The 16,426-nt window shown below is 70.1% G+C and carries 17 protein-coding genes and 1 tRNA gene; 6 read left to right on the top strand and 12 right to left on the bottom strand.

Annotated elements, in window-relative coordinates:
- Positions 1-3 precede the first annotated feature (3 nt).
- The 3 genes from ABT063_RS06910 to ABT063_RS06920 all read right to left on the bottom strand — a co-directional run bounded on the left by ABT063_RS06910 (position 4) and on the right by ABT063_RS06920 (position 2,906).
- The gene (locus tag ABT063_RS06910; RefSeq protein ID WP_502990765.1) at positions 4-528 is read right to left on the bottom strand and encodes a MobC family plasmid mobilization relaxosome protein; all 525 of its coding nucleotides are present in this window, start codon (positions 526-528) and stop codon (positions 4-6) included.
- A gap of 272 nt (positions 529-800) precedes the next feature.
- The gene (locus ABT063_RS06915; protein ID WP_351056119.1) at positions 801-2,102 is read right to left on the bottom strand and encodes a DUF3631 domain-containing protein; all 1,302 of its coding nucleotides are present in this window, start codon (positions 2,100-2,102) and stop codon (positions 801-803) included.
- Between the two features lie 561 nt (positions 2,103-2,663).
- On the bottom strand, positions 2,664-2,906 hold the full coding sequence (locus ABT063_RS06920) for a helix-turn-helix transcriptional regulator (protein WP_351056120.1): 243 nt from the start codon (positions 2,904-2,906) through the stop codon (positions 2,664-2,666).
- Between the two features lie 466 nt (positions 2,907-3,372).
- Between ABT063_RS06920 and ABT063_RS06925 the strand changes: the two genes are divergently transcribed.
- Positions 3,373-3,654, top strand: a complete 282-nt coding sequence (locus ABT063_RS06925; protein ID WP_351056121.1) for a helix-turn-helix domain-containing protein — start codon at positions 3,373-3,375, stop codon at positions 3,652-3,654.
- Positions 3,655-3,708: 54 nt separating this feature from the next.
- The gene (locus ABT063_RS06930; protein ID WP_351056122.1) at positions 3,709-4,893 is read left to right on the top strand and encodes a tyrosine-type recombinase/integrase; all 1,185 of its coding nucleotides are present in this window, start codon (positions 3,709-3,711) and stop codon (positions 4,891-4,893) included.
- Between the two features lie 92 nt (positions 4,894-4,985).
- Here the strand turns inward: ABT063_RS06930 and ABT063_RS06935 are convergent, their stop codons facing one another.
- The 4 genes from ABT063_RS06935 to ABT063_RS06950 form a co-directional block, all read right to left on the bottom strand.
- Positions 4,986-5,333, bottom strand: a complete 348-nt coding sequence (locus ABT063_RS06935; protein WP_351056124.1) for a hypothetical protein — start codon at positions 5,331-5,333, stop codon at positions 4,986-4,988.
- A gap of 113 nt (positions 5,334-5,446) precedes the next feature.
- A tRNA-Arg gene (locus tag ABT063_RS06940) sits at positions 5,447-5,519 on the bottom strand.
- Between the two features lie 411 nt (positions 5,520-5,930).
- Positions 5,931-6,299 (bottom strand): DUF4333 domain-containing protein, encoded by a 369-nt coding sequence (locus ABT063_RS06945; protein WP_351056125.1) that lies wholly within the window; start codon positions 6,297-6,299, stop codon positions 5,931-5,933.
- A 463-nt stretch (positions 6,300-6,762) separates the two neighbouring features.
- The gene (locus ABT063_RS06950) at positions 6,763-7,701 is read right to left on the bottom strand and encodes an AraC family transcriptional regulator (protein WP_351056126.1); all 939 of its coding nucleotides are present in this window, start codon (positions 7,699-7,701) and stop codon (positions 6,763-6,765) included.
- 181 nt (positions 7,702-7,882) lie between these two features.
- Here ABT063_RS06950 and ABT063_RS06955 point away from each other — a divergent pair, with 181 nt between their 5' ends.
- Positions 7,883-8,728 (top strand): LLM class F420-dependent oxidoreductase, encoded by an 846-nt coding sequence (locus ABT063_RS06955; protein ID WP_351056127.1) that lies wholly within the window; start codon positions 7,883-7,885, stop codon positions 8,726-8,728.
- Positions 8,729-8,811: 83 nt separating this feature from the next.
- Positions 8,812-9,639, top strand: a complete 828-nt coding sequence (locus ABT063_RS06960) for an SDR family oxidoreductase (RefSeq protein ID WP_351056128.1) — start codon at positions 8,812-8,814, stop codon at positions 9,637-9,639.
- A gap of 53 nt (positions 9,640-9,692) precedes the next feature.
- On the opposite strand, the gene ABT063_RS06965 is transcribed toward ABT063_RS06960, so the two are convergent.
- From ABT063_RS06965 to ABT063_RS06985, 5 genes are read right to left on the bottom strand one after another with little or no spacing between them, the layout of a single operon-like run.
- The gene (locus ABT063_RS06965) at positions 9,693-10,511 is read right to left on the bottom strand and encodes a citryl-CoA lyase (RefSeq protein ID WP_351056129.1); all 819 of its coding nucleotides are present in this window, start codon (positions 10,509-10,511) and stop codon (positions 9,693-9,695) included.
- On the bottom strand, positions 10,504-11,673 hold the full coding sequence (locus ABT063_RS06970; RefSeq protein WP_351056130.1) for a CaiB/BaiF CoA transferase family protein: 1,170 nt from the start codon (positions 11,671-11,673) through the stop codon (positions 10,504-10,506). The genes ABT063_RS06965 and ABT063_RS06970 overlap by 8 nt, the downstream gene beginning before the upstream one ends.
- 3 nt (positions 11,674-11,676) lie before the next feature.
- Positions 11,677-13,152, bottom strand: a complete 1,476-nt coding sequence (locus ABT063_RS06975; RefSeq protein ID WP_351056131.1) for an amidohydrolase family protein — start codon at positions 13,150-13,152, stop codon at positions 11,677-11,679.
- Positions 13,149-13,685, bottom strand: coding sequence for a DoxX family protein (locus tag ABT063_RS06980; RefSeq protein WP_351056132.1), 537 nt, complete (start codon positions 13,683-13,685; stop codon positions 13,149-13,151). Before ABT063_RS06980 ends, ABT063_RS06975 begins: the two co-directional genes overlap by 4 nt.
- On the bottom strand, positions 13,682-14,566 hold the full coding sequence (locus tag ABT063_RS06985; RefSeq protein ID WP_351056133.1) for a dioxygenase family protein: 885 nt from the start codon (positions 14,564-14,566) through the stop codon (positions 13,682-13,684). Before ABT063_RS06985 ends, ABT063_RS06980 begins: the two co-directional genes overlap by 4 nt.
- Before the next feature lie 274 nt (positions 14,567-14,840).
- Here ABT063_RS06985 and ABT063_RS06990 point away from each other — a divergent pair, with 274 nt between their 5' ends.
- Both ABT063_RS06990 and ABT063_RS06995 read left to right on the top strand, forming a co-directional pair.
- Positions 14,841-15,416, top strand: a complete 576-nt coding sequence (locus ABT063_RS06990; RefSeq protein WP_351056134.1) for a TetR/AcrR family transcriptional regulator — start codon at positions 14,841-14,843, stop codon at positions 15,414-15,416.
- 58 nt (positions 15,417-15,474) lie between these two features.
- Entirely contained in the window at positions 15,475-16,350 is an 876-nt protein-coding gene (locus ABT063_RS06995; protein ID WP_351056156.1) for an LLM class F420-dependent oxidoreductase, read from the top strand.
- The last annotated feature ends 76 nt before the right edge of the window (positions 16,351-16,426 follow it).

Raw genomic sequence — 16,426 nt, forward strand, 5'->3', positions numbered from 1 at the left:
GGTTCACCGCGCCTCTGTGATCTGGGCGACGGCGGTGTCCACCGCGGCGATGGACGCCTCGACGCGGTCCAGGAGCCGTTGGACGGTGTCGGGGTGGGGCCAGGAGCCCTCCTTGTTGAGGTGCCAGGTGAGCTGGTTGAGGTTGTTGCCTATGCCGCCGAGCTGCCGGTTGGCGGCCATCAGCGTCTGCACCATGGCGCGGTAGTCGGCGACGGCTGCGGTGGGGTCGTCGGCACGGGCGGCGGCGAGCGCGCACTCGGCGACGTAGCCGCCGGGCTTCATGCGGCTCAGGGCAGCAGCCTTCTGGACGAGCTCGAACTCGTCGTCGTTGTAGCGGGGATGAACGCGGCGCTCACGCAGCTGCTTGTCACGCAGACGACGACGCGGCGCGGAAGTCTGCGGCGCGTTCGACGACGGCTCGACGGCCCTTCCCTCGGTCGGCTCCCCCGGGCCGGCCGACTCCGGTGCCGCCTCGGCGCCGGATGCCTCCGCCTCCCCTGGGGCGGGGGCCGGGTAAGGACTCCTTATCCGACAACTTGCTGCGCTGTCTGGGGCTGAGGTGGTGTGCATCTGCTGCTGAGCTGTGGGGAGTTCGTGGTGATGTTCGTGCATGGTGGTGCTCCGGTGGTGAGGTGGCGGGAGGCGTGTCACGTGCGTCGCATCCGTCCCAAGCCTGGTCAGCACAGGTACGGACGCTCGGGCAGGTACGGAGATGTCCGTCCCGGTGAGGACATCCGTCCCCGCGCTGAGCTGCGCGGGGACGGATGCGACGCAGCGATACGGACCCAGGGGGAGATGGGTCAGCGGGCGCGTTGAGGGCCGGCGGGGCCGCCGGGCGGGCCGATGGGCAGCTGACCCGCCGGGGCGGCGGGCGGCTTGCCCTGAGCTTGGCGCGCGGGTGTGGCGTCGTGCGCGCGCGTCGTCTCGGTGAGGTCGGGGCAGTGGCGGGCCCAGCTGTCGAGGAACCGGTTACGGGCGTACCCCTTGGCCTGCCTGCCCTTGGCGAACCGGAAGTTGGCCGGGCGGATGTCGAAGTCCCGGAGCATTCTGCCCAGGTGGTAGGCGTTGAGCCCGTTGGTGCCGTGCTCTGCCCAGGGTGCGTCGGGGTCCTGGAGCAGGGCGGTGACCAGATCCAGGGAGGACAGGGCTTCGGGGTTGCCGTGTGCCTCGAAGACGCGGTGGATGTCGCGCAGCAGCCGTGTCTTCAGGTTGGTCTGCTCGTCCTGGACGGCCTCGAACCGGGTCATCGCCACACAGGCCGCACGGGCGCTGGCGGGCCAGTGGCCGCCGGCCAGGTCGGCGATGATGACCAGCGGTTCCCAGGTGTCCGCCGCCCGGTCCTCCACCGGCATGGTCGGCGCCATGCGGCCGGCCGTGCCGCGCAGTGGTCCCAGCCAGGCGGCCAGCTTGTCCCGCAGCGCGTTCAGCTCCGGTGTGGCGTAGCGCGAGCGGAACGGGGTCACCTTCTCGCCCGGCTTGCGCTTTTGCATGCGGAGCACGACCGCCCGGTCCGTGATCGTGTCGGGCAGGTCGCCGATCGAGGCCAGCGCGGCCATGGCGAAGGTCGGATACGGGGTCGGCTTGTGCTCCGGACCGGAGATGCGCCAGGCCGGCCGGTTGCGCTGGTGTCCGGCGTTCAGCAGGCCGCGCAGTTCCTCGTTGTCGCCGGCCTTGCTGAAGATGGTGTCGGCCTCGTCCACCAGGATCGTGCGCGGGTTCTTGCCGATGACGCGGAAGAGTACCGCCGTGGACATGTTCACCGTCATGATCGGCTGGTGCACGGTCTCGTGGAGCACGTCCAGAACACGGGACTTGCCGCAGCCCTTCGTCGGGCCTACGACCGCCAGACGCGGCGCGTGCTGCAACGCGGTCTGGATGTGCGTGGCCGCCACCCACAGGGTGACCGCCGTCAGCGCGTCGTCACTGGGTAGCACGACGTACTTGCCGATCGCCGCCCGCAACTCATCCAGCAGTTCCGCACCCTCGCCGGAACCCCGTTCCTCAGGGTCTGCCGGTCCCCGAGGAGGCCGGGAGCCGGTCCCGTGATCCGGTCCCCGTGCGTCGACGGGACCGGTCCCCTCCCGCTGGGCGGTTCCTGCCACGGGGCTGTCAGACCCTGGCGACTGGCGGAGACCGTGATCACGGTCCCCATTGCGGTCCCCTGGTGCAACTGCAGCCCCTTGGGGACCGGTCCCCACTTTGGCGCCGCTGACCTGCGAGTTTGCACTGGATGCCGATACGGGGACCGGGACGTGCGGGGACCGAGTACCGGGCACGTCGTGGGGACGGTCCCCAAGCACGTCGCGGGGACGGTCCCCAACAACCGCATCGACAGACGGCCGGGGACGGTCCCCGTGTGTTTCCGCCTCCGCCGGGTGTTCGACGGTCTCCGACGTGGGGGACCGTGTGTCCTCCTGATTCTGGCGGCGCCAGGGGATGCCTTCGCCGGGGACCGCGGGAGCGGGCCAGCCGGTCGGGGAGGTGTTCGTGGAGCTGGGGGACGTAGGGTCGTCCAAGACGTTCCTCTCCGGTGAGGGGCAGGACGGGCAAGGTCCCGCCCCTCACCAGCTCATTCGTTCAGGGATGGGCGATCAGTTGGGAAGTCTTCGGCCCTCGGCGTTGGCGCGCCGGGGGCCGCTTCGTTGTCCGCGCCAGACGCGGGGTCAGGCCGTGAGGTCGTACGACGTCTGGGCATCCAGCCACGCGTCCACCTCCCGCCAGCGGTAGCGCAGGTGACGGCCGACCTTGTGGACGCTGGGGCCGATGCCCCGGTACTTCCACTGGTAGAGGGTCTTCACCGGTACCCCGAGATACGCGGCGACCTCTGCAGGGGCGGCAAGTGGGCCACGCTGGGCGGCCGAAGCGGTGGCAGGGGCGTTGGTGCTACGGGTAGGGGTCTTCGGCACAGGGCTCCATTTCGGTTTTGAACAACGGGCTGGACAACACAGCCACACCACTCGGAGAAAAGTCCAGAGTTGGTTCTGAAACTCCTCACTACTTCTTTCGGCGTGGCCGGGGAGAGGGAAACAGTAAGTGCGGATCCCCGGTTGCCGAAATCGCTCCCGTCGGGCCCGAAATTTTTTTGCGGCGAAGCAGCCCGTCGAGGTGCCGGAATCCGGTACCTCAGCAGCTCAGAGGTGAAACGTGGCGGTCAGGGTGACGTGACTGCCCCACCGGATATTACGGCTGATGCATGCTCAAATCACCCATCTCGAAAGCGGGTAGGGAAGGTAACACGGCACCTCAGTCGAAACGCCTCGCGATGTGCCGGAATTCGACGAGACGAACGCCACTTCGCCCCCGAACGACTTTTGGAGAGTTTTAGAGCTAACTCTTGCCATGGCGCCCGGATGCAAGTTACAGCTATCTGTCATGCCCAACCGACCTGTCGAAATAGGCCCCGCCGGCCGCCACACCGCCCGCGCCATCGAGTACCTACGTCTCGTGCGCGGCCTGACCCAACACCAGCTCGCCGCCCGCTGCACCGCGCTGGGCCGTCCGATGGCCAACACCGCTCTCAGCCGCACCGAACGCGCCCGCCGCCGATGCGACGTAGACGACCTCGTCGCCCTCGCCACCGCGCTCGGCGTTTCTCCCACGACCCTGCTCCTGCCGCTCCCGTCGGTGTCCGGTAACGACTGGAGGGGGTGCTAGTTGGCGCGGGTCTGGATTGAGGACCGCATAGGGCACGCGGCGTATGTACGGGCCGTGGCGGAAGCCAAGCGGGCGGGGCGTACGCCACCGGGGCGCTACCGCGTGCGCTGGTACGACCCCGACGGCAAGCCGAAGATGAGGACCTTCGCCCGCAAGGTCGACGCCGAGGCGGAGCGGACAAGGATGGAGTCGCGTCTCAACGACGGCTCCTATCGCGATCCCGCAGCCGCGCGGGTGAAGTTCGCAGAGGTGGCGGAGTCCTGGCTGGCGGCGCAGCTCCACCTCAAGCGCTCAACCCGGGCTCGCTACCGCGGTGTTCTCGACGTCCACGTGATTCCCAAGTGGGGTACCACCCCGCTGGACCGCATCCACTTCGAGGACGTCGCCGAGTGGCTCGCGGATCTGCTGTCCGGCGAGGCGACCGGCGGCAGGAAGCTCAGCCCCCGGTCGGTCCGCAAGGCGTACGTCGTCCTCAGCCGCGTTCTCGGCTACGCGGTCAAGGCCCGTCGTCTGGCGGCCAACCCGGCTGTCGGCGTGCCTCTGCCGAAGGCGATGCCCGCTGATCACGTGTACCTCGACGACATGCAGGTCGACGCGCTGGCTAACGCGTCAGGCGCCTACCGGGTGTTCATCCTGCTGCTGGCCTACACCGGACTGCGCTGGGGCGAGGCATCCGCGCTCAAGGTGGGCCGCGTCGACCTGGACGCCTGTCGGGCCCACATCGTGGAGGCGTACGCCGAGGACAACGGCAAGCTCTACCTCGACACCCCCAAGAACCACGAGCGCCGGTCCGTACCGATCCCGCGGTTCCTGGCCGACGAGCTGAAGCCCCACGTCAAGGGGAGAGGAGATGACGACTTGCTCTTCACCGCCCCGCAGGGCGGGCCGCTGCGGGCCCGGAACTTCCGTCAGCGGTTCTTCGCGCCGGCGGTCGTAAAGGCCGGGCTGGGGCATCTCAAGGTCACCCCGCACAAGCTGCGCCACACGGCGGCCTCGCTCGCCATCGCCAGCGGCGCGGACGTCAACGTCGTACAGACGATGCTGGGCCACAAGTCCGCGACGTTGACCCTGGACACGTACGGGCACCTCTTCCCGGATCGCCTGGACGAGGTCTCGAAGAAGATGCACAAGCGCAGGGCCAAGCAGCTGGCCAAGGCGAAGGCCAAGCTGGAGAAGGCTGAGCGGAAGGCCCGCGAGGCCACCGAGGCGGTGGCCGCCCTGGAGGAGGATGCCGCGTGATGTGTGCCTAATCCGTGCGGGGGGAGCCGTAAACCAAAGGGGTCGCCCCACCGCGACAGTGCGGTGGGGCGACCCTTCGCGTCTCCCTCGGATCAAGTCAGTCGCGGCCTACGGCCTTCCTGCCAGGCTCGGTCCATTGCAGCAGCGGCCGCATCCCCGGCCAGCCGCTCGATCTCCTCAGGCACCTCCCGCTCGTCGAGCACGAAGAGCCGGCCGTCGACGAGGTGGGTGGTCGTCTTCCAGCCCAGGCGTCGCCCCGCCTCCCGAGCGGCACGCCGGACGTCCTTGAGCTCGCCCATCTCTGCAAGATCGTCGCCGCTCAGGATCAGCTGCCCGTAATAGCCCTGGTACTCGGGCTTGAGCGCGGCCCGCATCAGCGCCCCAAGGCGCTCGACCAGCTTCTCGTACCGGCGCCGGGCCAGCTCATTCGTGACGGGCATCCTGCACAGCTCCCCACCAATCGCGCGCATGGCATGTGTGCCATATGTGTGCTGCAAGTACAGGAGCCCTCCCGTCCGCTGGACGGAAAGGCTCCTGACCTGGTGTTTTGCTGTGCCCCCGGCAGGATTCGAACCTGCGACACCCGCTTTAGGAGAGCGGTGCTCTATCCCCTGAGCTACGAAGGCGGGGGCCTGTGGACAACCTCGGTGAAAAGCCAACGCGTGGATCTTCGCCAAGGCGGACAGGCCCGCTGGTCAGACATGGTCCGCCATCCCTGCGCTGCCGGTTGGGCAGACAGCGGGACGTACCAACGACTGGCCATGAGACAGCGTAGCGGATGTGGGTCGGCGAGTGGCCCTCTGTATGCGGGGAGGGCGGTGGGACACGCAGGACGCGTCTCTGGCCTGGTCTTTCTTGCGACTGTGGTTGCCGGTCGAGGGTAGACCGAAGGCGGCGTCGGGTCGATCGCCTCGCGAGATGCGGCCGGCCCGACGGTCGTCAGTCTGCAATCTGGGTCGGTCGGCCGTCGTCGAGCCGGTTCTTCGCCAGGCCGAAACCGGCCAGGACCGTGCGCATGATCGTGTTCCCGCCCCTTCTCAGCGCTCGAACTTCCAGGTGATGGACTTCGCGCCGGCCTTGATCACGCGGACCGGGATCGAGACCGTCTTGCCGTCGCTGTCCTTGCCGGTGCAGGTGAGGGTGGTCCCGGCCACCGCCTTCAGACCGGTCGGGCAGGTCACGCCGGTGACCTGCTCCCCGATCCACGGCAGCGGGTGGTACTTGTTCTGGGTGCGGGTCGCGACGATGCTCGGCGCGAGGGCCTTGTGGCCGTCCACCGTCACCGTGCTGTACTCGCCCAGGCCGGTGTTCGACTCGGTCCCGGCGAGCAGATGCGTACCGAGACCGCCCACAGCGACCACGGCGGTGGCACCGCCGACGACGCCGACGAGGAACCAGCGCTGCATCACGTACTCCAGAAGTCCGAGGGGAGGCTGGCTCTACTTTGGCCCATGAGCCGGGCGCACGCCTCGTCCGAATGGCCACCCTCGCCACAACGGCCACGCCCCCGCGGGCCGGGGCCCTCGGTCGTTCGGCCGATCCCCGGTGCGGACGGCGGCCTCCCCTACGGTGATCGCATGAGAACCGTTCCTCCCTGGGGCTGCGCCCGTGGCTTCGGCGTGGGCGCCATCCCGCTGCGCAAGCCGATCTGACACGACCGGCCGACCGGACACGACCGGCCGACCGGACACCACCGGCTCACGCCCGCCAAGACGCCGATCCAGGTCGGGGCAGACCCTCGAGCCATGGATCCAGAGGTCTGCGCGCAGGGTCGTGACCGCCGCCTGTCCGCCTGTCCGCCTCTCCGTTTGTCGCGGCGAGGCCGCGCGCATGGCGTCCGGTTCGATGTGGACGCCCTTGTTTGCCTCGTCACGAGTGGGCCGCGGCCGTACGGCGGTAGCGGCCGGGCGCGATGCCGTGTTCTCGGGAGAAGGCCCGGGAGAAGGCGAACTCGGAGCTGTATCCGACGGCTTGGGCGATGCCGCCGACCGGGTCGTCGGTGTCGCGCAGCAGTCGGGCGGCCAGGTCGATCCGTACCCGGGAGAGGTAGGCCAGCGGAGTGAGGCCGACCACGGCCTTGAACTGGCGGGCGAACGCCGGGCGGGACATCGCGACGGTGTGGGCCAGCCCTTCCACCGTCCAGTCGCGGTGCGGCTCTTCGTGCATCAGCGACAGGGCGGTTCCGATGCGCGGATCGCGCAGGGCCGTCAGCCACGACGGACCCTTCTCGTCGGTGGTGCCGGTCCGCTCGATCCAGGCGCGGACCGCGAGCACGAACATCACCTCGGTCAGGCGGGTGGCCACGGCGCGCGATCCGGGCTGTCCGTTCGCCGACTCGGCGGCGAGGATCCGGATGATGCCCTGCAGGTGCGGGTCGGCACTCATGCCGGGGACGTGGATGACCTCGGGCAGCGCCGACAGGACCGGATGTCCGCCCGTGCTGCCGGCGTAGTCGAACTTGCCGCACACCACCCGCACGACGGGCCCGTCGCCGCCGAGGTCGACCACACCCTCGCGGCCCGGCGGGTGGGCGGCCTCCAACTCCGCGTAGGGGAGGGTGTCCTGGTCGGGCGCCCCGACGAGCTGGTGCGGTGTGCCGCGCGGCAGTAGCACCACGTCCCCGGACACCAGCTGCACCGGTGGCGCCTCGGCGGTCCGCAACCAGCAGGCGCCCTCGGCGATCAGGTGGAAGCCCGCGGTGTCGAGCTGGTCCACGGCGCAGCCCCAGCCGGAGCCGGAAGAACGCAGCTGTGCCAGCAGTACGCCCTTGAAGCCCGTGGCAGCCAGTACGTCGGCGAGTACATCCATGCCTCACAGCTTAGCGACACCCCAGCGCCGGAAATGATGCAGAGGATCAGAGGGTGAGAGTCTGAGGCAAAATTCTGAGCTTCTCCGTCATGGATGCTCTCGACTTCCTTGCCTAGAGTCGCTGACGAACGACAGCCCCGGAACGGCGCGCCGCCGTCGGCCGCCACGTAGGACGGAAGTCATGAAACTAGGCATCGCCATGTTCCCCGCGGATTTCGCCGTCCGCCCCGACGAACTGGCGCGTGCGGTCGAGGAGCGCGGTTTTGAATCGCTGTTCCTTCCCGAACACACCCATATGCCCGCCACCGACAGCAGCCGCGCGGAGGTGGGGGAGCTGCCCGCGCACTTCTCCCGCACCCATGACCTGTTCGTCGCGCTCACCTACGCCGCGGCCGCCACGCGGTCCCTGCTGGTGGGCACCGGCATCTGTCTGCTGCCCCAGCGCGATCCGATCGTCACCGCAAAGGCCGTGGCCACCCTGGACGCCCTGTCGGGCGGACGCGTGCTGTTCGGGGTGGGCGCCGGGTGGATCAGCGAGGAGATCGCCAACCACGGCACCGACCCCGCGCGCCGCTGGAGCGTGATGGCCGAGCGGGTGAAGGCGATGCGTGAGATCTGGGAGAAGGACGTCGCCGAGTTCCACGGCGAGCACGTGCGGTTCGGACCCCTGTGGTCCTGGCCCAAGCCCCACCGGCCGTCCGGCCCGCCGGTGCTGGTGGGCGGTTCCGGTCCCCTGGTGGCGAGCCGGGTGCTCGACTTCGGCGACGAATGGATGCCGCACGCCGGTATGCCTGTTGCCGAACTGGCTGAGCGCATCGCCAAGTTGCGCGCGGCGGGCCGTGCGGCCGGACGCGCCGACGACGTGCCGGTGACCGTCTTCGGCGCCGAACCCGATGCCGCGCACCTGACGGAGCTGCGGGAGATCGGCGTGAACCGCGCGGTGCTGTACGCACCCCCGGCCGACGCCGACGCCGTGCTCGCCTTCCTGGACGAGGTGGCTCCGCTGGCCACCGCGTTCCACCACTGACCGAACACCTGAGCACGACACCTGAGCACGACACCTGAGCACGACACCTGAGCACGACACCGAGCACGACAATGGAGAACACCATGAGCAAGGTCTGGTTCGTCACCGGCGCCTCCCGCGGCTTCGGCCGCCGTTTCGTCGAGGCCGCGCTGTCCCGCGGGGACAGGGTCGCCGCCACGGCGCGCGACGCCGCCACGCTGACCGATCTCGTCACGGTCCACGGCGACGCGGTGCTGCCGCTGGAGCTGGACGTGACCGACAAGGCCGCGGTCTTCGCGAGCGTCGAGCGGGCCGGGGAACACTTCGGCCGCCTCGACGTGATCGTCAACAACGCGGGCTACGGCTTGTTCGGTGCCGTGGAGGAACTGACCGAGCGTCAACTGCGGGACCAGCTGGAGACCAACCTCTTCGGTGCCCTGTGGGTCACCCAGGCGGCGCTGCCCCGCCTGCGCGAGCAGGGCTCCGGCCACATCGTGCAGATCTCCTCCACCGGTGGTGTGGCGGCCTGGCCCCTGCTCGGCGGCTACCACGCCTCGAAGTGGGCCCTGGAAGGACTGACCGAGTCGCTGGCCCAGGAAGTCGCCGGTCTGGGTGTCAAGGTGACGCTGGTCGAGCCCGGCGGGTACGCCACCGACTGGGGCGGCTCGTCCGCCGTCAACGCCGACCCGAACCCGGTCTACGACCCCACCCGTGAACAGCTCGACGCGTTCGTGCAGAGCCTGGACTTCGGCGACCCCGTCGCCGCCGGCGAGGCACTGCTGGAAGTCGTCGACTCCGACAACCCGCCGCTGCGGGTGTTCTTCGGCACCCAGGGCAACCAGATGCTCCCGCAGGTCTACGCCGACCGGCTCAAGACCTGGGCCGACTGGTCGGACCTGGCCGTCCGGGCGCAGGGCGGACAGGCCGCCTGACCGAAAGGGGCAGACGGCCGGTCAGGCGCCGGCCGGCCACCACCTCCGAGAGGTCACTCTCCGTGTCCCGCGGGGCGGGGATCGTCGTAGGGCCGTGGCGGGACGGGCCGGTTGTTGAGGTCCACCGACAGGAAGATGTCGTTCGCGACGGGGGTGCGGATCTCCTCGGCGAGCTGGCCGATGAGGCCGGCCGTCCGGGCGAGGAGGGCGAAGGCACGCAGCAGTTCCAGCGGGAGGCCGAGGTCGGCGAGCGCGGCTCCGCAGACGCCGGCGCCGTTGAGCGGCAGTGTCCTGCCCAGCACCTGGGGGTGGACCCGGCCGATGGCCGCGAACAGCGCCAGATGGGGGCCGAACTGCCCTTCCTCGGCGGCCAGTTGGAACAGCCGTGGGGTGCGGGGGTCGCCCTGCTTGTGGACGTGGTGTCCGAGGCCGGGGATCATCCTGCGGGCCTCGCGCGCGGATCGTACGGTGGCGAGGGCGAGGTCGTCCCAGCCGGCCTCGTCGGCCGGGTGGTCGGCCTCCCGTGTCGGCAGGGCGTCGTGCAGGAACCGGCCGCAGTCCTCGGTCACGCCGAGGAAACGCGAGCCGCCGCCCAGGAGCCCGGCGGCGAGGGCACCCTGGATCGAGTCGGGCGCCGACAGGTACGTCAGCCGGGTCGTGATCGCGGTCGGGGTGAAGCCGTGGTCGGCGAGGGCGGCGAGCACGGCCTCGAACACCCGGGTCTCCCCGGGGGTGGGCCGGCGCTGCGTGGCGAGCCAGAACGCCAGCTCGCCGAAGCCCACCTCGCCCATCACATCGGCCGCGAGGTCCTGGCCGAGCAGGGTGATCCTGTCCAGGGAGGACGCACCGAGCGCGGTCGGGTACTCAGGCATCGTCGTCCTCCAGACAGTCCTGCAGCCACTTGCGCAGTTCGGCCCCGTGTTCGTCCAGCTCGGGCGGGGGCAGCCGGTAGGCGGCCGGGGTCTCGGAGAAGCGGATCGGGTGCCGTGGGGTGGGCACGGCCCGGTCTCCTTCTCCGACTTCCACCACCGGGTCGAGTCCGAAGCGTTCGGCCATGGCGAACCCGCCGTCGATGGTGTTGATCGGCCCGCAGGGGACGCCGGCGTCGACGAGCAGGTCGAACCACTCCAGGGCCGTCTTCGTCCGCAGTCGTTCGACCAGGAGCGGCCGGAGTTCCTCGCGGTGCTCGGTGCGGTCGGCGTTGTGCCGGAAGCGGGGGTCGTCGGCGATCTCCGGGATGCCGAGCACCTCGCACAGCTTGCGGAACTGGCCGTCGTTGGCGGCGGTGACGATCAGGTCCTGGTCGGCCGTCGGGAGCGGTTCGTAGGGGAAGACGCTGGGGTGCGCGTTGCCCATCCGGTAGGGGACGGTGCCGCCGGCGACGTATGAGGAACTGTGGTTGACCAGCCCGGTCAGCGCCGAGGACAGCAGGTTCACCTCGACGAGCTGGCCGTGGCCGGTGGCGTCGCGATGCCGCAGCGCGGCGAGGATGCCGATGGCGGCGTGGTTGCCCGCCATCACGTCGAAGACCGAGATGCCCGCCCGGTACGGCGGCCCGTCCGGGTCACCGGTGAGGCTCATCAGCCCGGAGATCGCCTGCACCATCAGGTCGTAGCCGGGCACGTCGCGGCCGGGCCCGGCGCCGAAGCCGCTGATCGACGCGTAGACCACGCCCGGGTTCCCGGCGCTCACCGAGGCATGGTCCAGGCCGTACTTGGCCAGCCCGCCCGGCTTGAAGTTCTCGATCACCACGTCCGCGCGCCGCGCCAGTTCCCTGGCCAGCCGCGCGTCCTCCTCGTCGCGGAAGTCGAGCGCGATCGACCGCTTCCCGCGGTTGATCCCGAGGTAGTAGGTCGACACACCGTCGCGCACCGGCGGCATCCAGCCGCGGGTGTCGTCGCCTCCCGGGCCCTCGACCTTCACCACGTCGGCGCCGAGGTCGGCCAGCAGCATGGTCGCGTAGGGACCCGCCAGGATGCGGGAGAAGTCGGCCACGAGCAGTCCGTCGAGTGGTCCGCGGGAAGCAGCACTCATGGGCTACGCCTCCTCCTGCCGCACGGCGACGCCCTCGCCGCGGTACTGGCTGTACAGGTACGGGTTCGGAATCAGCTCGGACCCCGGGATCTCGGGCTCCACGGCCTCCCGCCAGGCGTCCTCGCCCATGGTGGTGCGGGCGTACTCGACGGTCGCGGCGACGGCGGTGCGTGCCCGCTCCAGGTCCACGCCGAGCAGCTCGTGGGCGTACTTCACGACGGTGCCGTTGACGAGCACCGTGTGTACGTCGGCACGGGTGGCCTGGTAGACCACGTGGCCGTAGGGGTGCAGGACCGGGTACATCGCCGGGGACCGGTCGTTCTTGAGCAGGACGAGGTCGGCCTTCTTGCCCGGGGTGAGCGAGCCGATGCTGTCGGAGAGGCCGAGCACCCCGGCGCCGCCGATCGTGGCCCATTCCACGACGTCCCGGGCTCGCAGGCGGTGGTGCGCCACGGTCTCCCCGGCCGCGTGGGCCGCCATGTGCTCGCGCGTGCGGTCGGCCGACAGGGTGGCGCGCATCGCGGAGAACAGGTCGGCGCTGAACCAGACGCTGGTGTCCATCGACAGCGACACGGGGATGCCGTGGCGCCTGAGCCGCCAGGTGGGCGGGTAGCCCTGGCCCGCGTTGTGCTCGCTTTCCGCAGAGACCGAGACCGTGCCGCCGGAGGCGGCGATCCGGTGGTACGAGTCCTCGCTGAGCGTTGCCGAGTGTACGTAGGTGACGTCGGGCGTCATGAAGCCGTGGTCCCACATGAGCCGGATGCCGTTGTCGTTGGTCGCGCCCCAGACTCCGGCGTGGGTGGTGACCGGCAGGCCGAGCTCGCGGGCCGCCTCGAACGCCGCCTTCTCGGGGAAGGCGTCGTCACCGGTGACGTCGAAGGCGAGCTGGAGGCCGAGCATGTCGTCGGGCGAGGCGAAGTGGCGGTCGACGAAGGACCGGAACTCCTTGGCGTGGGTCCACTCCCAGGGGGCGCCGAGCAGGTTGCCGTAGGCCAGGACGAAGCGGCCGGGCACCGTGCGCAGGGCTTCGACGGCCGCGTCCCCGTGCTCGGGGGTCTGCAGGCCGTGCGACCAGTCCACCGTGGTGGTCACGCCCGCGTCGAGTGCCTCGATGCCGGAGAGCAGGTTGCCGGCGTGGATGTCCTCGGGGCGGAAGATCTTGCCCCAGGTGAGGTAGTAGAAGACGAAGTACTGCGACAGGGTCCAGTCGGCTCCGAGGCCGCGCAGCGCGGTCTGCCACATGTGCCGGTGCGTGTCGACCATGCCGGGCATGAGGATGCCGCCGGAGCAGTCCACCACCACCGCGTCGTCCGGTGCCTGGAGGTCCCGCCCCACCTGCTCGATCCGTTCGCCCCGGACGAGTACGTCGCCGCGGTCGAGCAGGCCGATGGAGGGGTCCATGGACAGGACGGTCGCGTCGCGGAACAGGACAGGGCGTCCGGGGGCGAAGTCCTCGGGACGTGGTTCTTCGATCGTCATGGCGTCACCTCGTCGTCGATGGTGGTGGTCTGTGTGTTCCGGGCGCGCAGGACCCGGGAGCGTGCGGTCAGTGGTACGGCCGCGGTGGCCAGGCCGAGGGTCAGTGCCGCGCATCCCCATGCGTAGCCGCTCAGTTGAGTCAGCCCGAGTGCGTGGTCGAGTGACCAGGCGCCGGGGCCGGTGAAGGCGAGGACCGCGGCCACCGCGCCGTACGAGAAGGGCACCTCGCAGCCGCCCTTCTGGGCCCAGAAGCCGTTCGGCGCGGTCGCCGCCGCCGCGACCGCCATGGTGCCGACCAGGACCGCGCAGCCGCCGGGCGTCAGCAGACCGGCCGCGACCGAGGCCGCCCCGACGAGTTCGGCCAGCCCGGCGACGAGCACCATCCGCCGGCCGGGAACGAAGCCCCAGTGGTCGAAGACGGCGGCGGTCCCGGCGCGCCCGGCGCCGCCGAACCAGCCGAACAGTTTCTGGGTGCCGTGGCCGAACAGCAGCGCGGCCAGCAGCAGCCGCAGCAGGAGCAGCCCCGGGTTCACGGCCGCGCCTCGCCCGCGGCGGCCCGGGGCTGGAGCACGAAGTCGAACTCGGCGTGCAGGTAGGGCTCGTCGATCGTGCCGCCGTCGGGGGAGGCGCCGGCCGGCTCCTCCGTGAAGCGCACGATCAGCTCGTCCTTCGTGCCGAACACGACGTCGGTGTCGAGGAATTCGGAGCCCTGGCGGAACAGGTGGGTGATGAGCTTCTCGTGGCCCGGGTGGTCGATCAGGAAGTGGATGTGCGCGGGGCGGAAGCAACTGATGTCGGTTCCGCTGATCAGGTCACCGACGGGACCGTCCATCGGGATCGCGTAGCCGCGCGGCGCGATGGTGCGCACGCAGTACGTGCCGTCCGCCCGCGTCCGGTACAGCGCGCGCAGCCGCGCCTCGTCGATGTCCGGGAGCTGCGCCTCGTAGGCGCCGTCGGCGTCGGCCTGCCACACGTCCAGGACGACGTCCGGCAGCGGGGTGCCGTCGAGGTCGAGCACGCGGCCCGTGATGAACAGCGGCGTGCCCGGGATGCCGTCGGACATGTCGGCGCCGAAGGGCGTGGCGGGGGAGCCGTCGATGTGGAACGGGCCGAGCACCGTCGCGGGTGTCGCGTTTGCCGAGAAGTGGTGGTTCAGCTGGACGACGAGCGTGCTCAGACCGAGGACGTCGGAGGCGAGGATGAACTCCTGGCGCTTGTCGTCGCTGATCCGGCCGGTCGCGGTGAGCCATTCGACGGCCGCCGCCCACTCCTCCTCCGTCAGCCGGACCTCGCGGGCGTACGCGTGGAGGTGCCGCACCAGCGCCGTCATCAGCTCGGCGAGCCGGGGCGAGTGAGCGGTGGCCCATCGCTTCACCGCCAGGTCGGTGATGTTGTCCTCCGTCACGAAGGCCATGGAATCCTCCTCGATCCGATAGGCCTCGACCGCTGTACGGACGATTGTCCGTACAGCGGTCACATTGACGCATGATTGCTGCCTGGAGCAAGCCCTGTGGAGGAACCGGACTCATCGGCGGCCGTGGACAGGGCGCTGCACGACGTGGTGATGCGTGTACTCGTGGTCATTCGCGCGGCACTCCCCGTTTGCTACGCTTCAAACCGGAGGAGCCTCCGAATTGCTTCAGACTTTAAGTGGAGGACCCTCCGGTTGTCCAGGAGGGAGGGATGCTTTGACCGGCAACACACGCGGACTGCGTGCCGACGCGCGACGCAACCGGCAACGCCTGCTGGACGCTGCCGTAGGCGCCTTCTCCGAGCGGGGTGCGGACGCGTCGCTCGAAGCCATCGCCAAAGAGGCCGGTGTGGGCATCGGTACGCTCTACCGGCACTTCCCCACCCGTGAGGCGCTGGTCGAGGCCGTCTACCGCAACGAAGTCGCCCGGGTCTGCGACAGCGCCACGGAGCTGCTCGCCCAGTTCCCGCCCGACCAGGCGATGCGGCTGTGGATGGACCGGTTCATCGACTACCTGACCACCAAGCAGGGCATGGCGGACGCGCTGCGGGCCGTCATCGCCTCCGACGACGCGGATCCGTTCGCCGAGAGCCTGGACCGGATCAGCACGGCCATCAGCACGCTGCTGGACGCCGGGGCCGAAGTGGGCGTCCTGCGCTCGGACGTGGACCCCCTGGACGTCGGATTCGCCCTCGGCGGCGTCCTGCTGATCACCAGCGACAAAGGGCTGCGCGACCGGGCGGGCCGCATGCTCGACCTGCTGCTCGACGGGCTCCGCTACGGCGCCGGATGACGCGTGTCCCGCGACCGGACCGCGGGAGACCTTTATGAACGACGAACAGGAGAACACCATGCGACTGGGCGTACACATCACCCGTTTCAACCACCCTGACGGCCCGGCCGCCGTCGGCCCCGAGCTGGCCGCGGCGGGTGCGGCGGCGGAGGCGGCCGGTGTCAGCCGGCTCTCCGTCATGGATCACTACTTCCAGATGGAGTTTCACGGGCTCGGCGCGACAGAGCCCATGCTGGAGGGCTACACCACCCTCGGCTACCTCGCGGCGCACACCTCGACGACACGGCTCGGCCTGCTGGTCACCGGGGTGACGTACCGTCATCCGGGCCTGCTGGCCAAGATCGTCACCTCTCTCGACGTGCTCTCCGGCGGCCGGGCCTTCCTCGGCATCGGCGCCGCCTGGTACGAGCGCGAGCACACTGGCCTGGGTGTGCCGTTCCCCCCGGTCGCCGAGCGCTTCGAACGGCTGGAGGAGACCCTGCGCGTCTGCAAGCAGATGTGGGACCCGCAGGACAACGGCCCCTTCGAGGGCAAGCACTACCAACTGGCCGAGACGCTCTGCATGCCGCCCGCGGTCAGCTCACCGCACCCCGAGATCATGATCGGGGGCAGTGGGGAGAAGAAGACCCTGCGGTTCGTCGCCCAGTACGCGGACGCCTGCAACCTCTTCGTCTCCAGTCCTGAAGAAGTCGCGCACAAGCTGCGCGTGCTGCGCGGTCACTGCGAGGACGTCGGCCGCGACTACGCCGACATCCGCAAGACCGTCCTCTACATGGACCCCAGCGGCAGTCTCGACGGCTTCCCCGCGGCCATGGCCGAGTACGCCGCACTGGGCATCGACGAGGCCATCGTCGCGCCGCCGGACGGCGCTCCCGCCCGGTGGATCGAGAGCCATGCCGCTCCCGCGGCCCGGGCGTTGGCCGGGCTGGGCTGACGGCGTTTCACCGGTTCAGGTTTTCGAACAGCACCATTCCGGCCGCGGTGTTGGACGCGGGTACGTGGTAGGTCTC

The organism is Streptomyces sp. NPDC002838 (assembly GCF_040295365.1).
Classification (GTDB): domain Bacteria; phylum Actinomycetota; class Actinomycetes; order Streptomycetales; family Streptomycetaceae; genus Streptomyces.